Here is a 4,065-nt window from a genome sequence, read left to right on the forward strand (position 1 = left end):
TGGCTGCGATCACCCCTCTTCGGATGCGCCTGCACCGCCGGCCGCTTCCGCTCGACGTGCCGAACCGCGTCGCGATGGAGTCTGCGATCAAATACAGTGGCGGCCTTACCGGGCCTGCGAGATCGGGTTCTCGAATCTCGACTGCTCGGCCGCTTATGCCGGGCATCTCCGGGGCTGTCACCATGACCATCAAGGGGCCGTCCGTCGTGAGGACCGGCACCCTTGCGTATACGTTCACGAAGCGATTGGAACCGGATCGCCGCTTGGATTCAAGGAGTTGACGCGCTCGGGCGGCGTCATGATGACCGGTCGATCCGCCCCGCCTTCTGACCGCTCGCAACCCGTCATGACGCTCGCCGCTGATGGCCGGGGCGCACTTATACAAGCCCAGTGGTTCTCCGTTAGAAATCGCTCGTCTGCCCCGTGATATTCGCCGCCAGTGGTCCCGCTCATCATCCATGGACTCGGCCCCTCCCGCGCTCACGCGCCAGTTCGAACGTCACCAGAGAGTGGTCGGACTCCCTGACGTCAGGCTCCACCGTGCACAGCCCGGTCCAGCGGTGCCCTTCATCGTCCCTGAAGACCCATTTCACGACGGATTCACCTGACTTCGGCGGGCTCACGACCGGCGCGCCTCGCATGTGGGAGACCGGCGTGAACATGCCGGAAGTTCCGCGGTCCGCAGTGATCCGGTTGCGCATCACTTCCAGAACTTCTGCCATGGAGCGGGGCTCTGAAACGAGGATTTTCGTCCTCCAATGGTCGCGGTCGCCTGCGGTGGAAACCATCGTCGCCCGGGCACCTTTGACATTGGGCTTGGCGAAGGCAAGACCGTCGGGAAGAAAGCGATCGGCGAGAGCCGCCCGCGCATAGTTTCCGGCGGGATCCCAGTCGTACTCCATCTCCAGGGCCACCGACTGCGCCACGCCTTCCCCCAGAAGTCGGGAGACCACGTGCAGGGCGCCGTCGATGCCCGCGGAGAGGCCAGCGGTCGTGATTACCTTGCCGGTCTCGACGAATCGCTTGTCGTACACGACCTGCGTATCCGGTCCGCGGAGGTCATCGATCATCCCGTAGGTCGTGGTGACGGTGTGCCCGGAAAGCAGCCCGGCTTTCTGCAGAAGGAAGGCGCCCGTGCAAACCGACACGACGAAGGTGGCTTCTTCGGCTTTCGCCTGGATCCACGCGAGAAGCGGCGCACTGTGGATGGCTTCATCCCAGACGCCGCCTCCGGGGATCAGCAGGACATCGGCTTTCGGGCTGTGATCGAAGGTGAAGTCCGGGACCACCTTCTCGCCGAATACCGCTGTGAGTGTCTCCGGCCGCTCGGCCACGGTGTGGACCAGCAAGCCAGCCGTACCGAAGACCTCCCATGGGCCGGCGAAATCGATGAGCTGGGCGCCGTTGAACAACAGGATCGCCACTCTGGGAGGACTGCCCTCGGCGCCCGCGGCCGGGATCAGGGTCATCCCGCAATTCGGACACGCGCCGGGCTTGTCGAAAGTTCTCTTGTCGCACGGCAGTCCGCAGGGAGGGCAAATGTACGCTTTGCCCTTGTCCCCCGTCGCGGGAGCAGCCGCCCCGAACTTGGGATGGAGCAACGCGGTGCTCACGCATGCGCTCGCCACGGTGGCGCGCGCGCTGGAGCGGAGGAAGTGCCTTCGCGAAACCCCCTTCGGAGGAGAATCTTGATCGGTCCTTTCTTGTCCTTCCATTCGAGGTCCGGGCGCACCGCGGAGCTTTGCATGGGCTCTCCTGATCTCAGGATCTCCTTGTCGAGCAGAGACCCCGAAGCGGCCTCCTGTTGACATCCTACAAGAGCATACGCAGGGAATGTGGCAGAGTTTCGGAGGTCTATCCCCAGTTTGCGATGACTTGCGGCTGCGCCGGAGGACTGCGAATTCGTTAATCGAATAACGAAGTGGTAGCCCCAACGGGAATCGAACCCGTCTCGCGCCGCGCAGGCGCGGAAAACAATAGTCGCCTTGAGAGGGCTGAGCCAACGAACGAGGTGAGTTGGTAGCCCCAACGGGAATCGAACCCGTCTCGCGCCGCACAGGCGCGGAAAACAATAGTCGCCTTGAGAGGACTGGGCCAACGAACGAAGTGAGTTGGTAGCCCCAACGGGAATCGAACCCGTGCTTTAGCCTTGAGAGGGCTACGTCCTAACCGCTAGACGATGGGGCCACGTCGCGGAAGCGCGGAGAATAACACAGGCCGCCCGGGCCCGGCCAAGGCGAACTTGACTCGCTACGCCGTCCGGAGCTTCTCGACGACCCGCCTCAACTTCGCGTCCGCTTCCTTTCCGACCGCGGCGAGATCCGGATCCTGATCGAGGCCTCCCGGCTTCATCATCTCCGCGGGATTGACGACGCGAACCACGCAGCGCCCGGGTCCGGCTTCCTCGACGACGACGTTGCACGGAAGGAGCAGCCCCGCTTCCGGGCGTTTTTCCAGGGCGCGATAGGCGAGCGACGGGTTGCACGCACCGAGAATCACGTAAGGTCGGAAGTCCTTGCCGAGTTTCTCCGAGAACGCCTTGTGCACGTCGACGCGCGTGAGGATGCCGAACCCTTCCTCCTTGAGCGCGGCGGTCGCCCGTTCGATACCCGCGTCGACCGTTTCCGAGAGACTGACGTCCCAACCGACGGTTTCCATGAGCGCCTCCCGCGGGCAACATGGCACATCGATGGGCCGGCTTCCACGTGCAGACTCATCAGACGTGACCGTCCCGCCGGGTCAGGGAGGGGATTCGACGGACGCCGGCCGGACCGGGGCCACCGGCTGGATCTTCGACGACCCGCGAGAACCCGCGCTGACGATCACGGTCGCGGGGTTCGACGTTCCGCCCGCATCCGTCGCCGTGTACGTGAAGGCGTCGGAGCCCGAAAAATCCGGTCCCGGGGTATAGGTCGTGATCCCGTCCACGATCGGCGTCAGCGTTCCATGCTGCGGAGGAGTCTCGATCGCGTACGTGAATGACGCCCCCGGAAGACCGGGATCGTGCGCGGAGAGAGCGATCGCCACGGGCGCTCCGGCATCCGTGAAGACGACCCGGTCGTCGGCCGAGGGAGGCGGAGAAAGAGCGAACACGGTTCCCCAACCGAAGAGGCCGTCGCTCATCGTCGTCCCGTAGAGGCGCCCGGCGGAATCGGCGGCCACGCCGCCCGCCGGAAGCCCTCCGTCGAATCCGCCGGCGAAGGAATACAGGAGCCGAAAGGCGAAATCAGAGCCGGCCGGAGCGAGCTCGAAAATCGTCCCCGCGCCCGATTCTCCTCCGGCCGCCGCCGTGCCGATCAGATCTCCGGACGAATCGATGATCAGGGACGCGTAAGGAAGCGCGCCGTCGTTCCCGTCCTGGAACGCGTACAGGGTGCGATAGACCGGCGATCGGGACACCGACGAGATCTCGAACACGGTTCCCCAGAGACCGGCCGCGGGGTTTCCGGACGCCGTGCCGAAGAGGTTCCCCGCCCGGTCGGAGACGAGCCCCCCGACCGGAAAGGCCCCGTCTCCGCCGCCGCCGAGGGCGTGGAGGACCGAGAACGAATACCCGGCGTTCCCGCGGGCGAGCTCGAAGACGGCGCCGTCGCCGGACGGGCCTCCCCCGGCGGCGGTTCCGAAGAGATTCCCGAATCGATCGCGGAGGAGCGGCGCCTCCGGGAAAGCCCCGTCCGCGTTCGTTCCGGAGGAAACCGCGGAAAATGCGTAGAGCGTCGTCAGCGAATACCCCGATGGTCCCGCCCCGAGCTCGAAAACCGTTCCGGATCCGCCGGCGCCTCCGCGCGCCGTCGAGCCGTACAGATTTCCCGCGCGGTCGATCACGAGACCGGCGACCGGCTCGGCGCCGTCCTCCCCGCCCGAGAAGGAATAGAGCCTCCGGAACGCGTAGGAAGAATCGGTTCGGACGAGCTCGAAGACGGTTCCCGCGCCGGAATCACCGCCGGCCGACGCCACGCCGTAGAGGTTTCCGTCGGGATCGGCGGTCAATCCCGCAAAAGGCTGGGATCCGTCGCTTCCGTTGGTGAACGAGTAGAGCACCTGGAGCGAGCCGGCTCCCCCGCC

4 protein-coding genes and 1 tRNA gene are annotated in these 4,065 nt (G+C 65.5%); all 5 read right to left on the reverse strand.

Annotated features, from left to right (window positions below; genetic code table 11):
• On the reverse strand, positions 1-238 hold a 238-nt coding region (locus VFS34_08420), incomplete at its 3' end, for a hypothetical protein (protein HET9794472.1).
• A gap of 214 nt (positions 239-452) precedes the next feature.
• Complete coding sequence (locus VFS34_08425) at positions 453-1,811, reverse strand: DJ-1/PfpI family protein (GenBank protein ID HET9794473.1); 1,359 nt, start codon at positions 1,809-1,811, stop codon at positions 453-455.
• A gap of 301 nt (positions 1,812-2,112) precedes the next feature.
• A tRNA-Glu gene (locus VFS34_08430) sits at positions 2,113-2,187 on the reverse strand.
• A gap of 63 nt (positions 2,188-2,250) precedes the next feature.
• A complete protein-coding gene (locus VFS34_08435; GenBank protein ID HET9794474.1) occupies positions 2,251-2,658 on the reverse strand; it encodes a DUF302 domain-containing protein in 408 nt (135 codons plus the stop codon).
• An 81-nt stretch (positions 2,659-2,739) separates the two neighbouring features.
• On the reverse strand, positions 2,740-4,065 hold a 1,326-nt coding region (locus VFS34_08440), incomplete at its 5' end, for a choice-of-anchor tandem repeat GloVer-containing protein (GenBank protein ID HET9794475.1).

Source organism: Thermoanaerobaculia bacterium (assembly GCA_035717485.1).
Classification (GTDB): Bacteria; Acidobacteriota; Thermoanaerobaculia; order UBA5066; family DATFVB01; genus DATFVB01.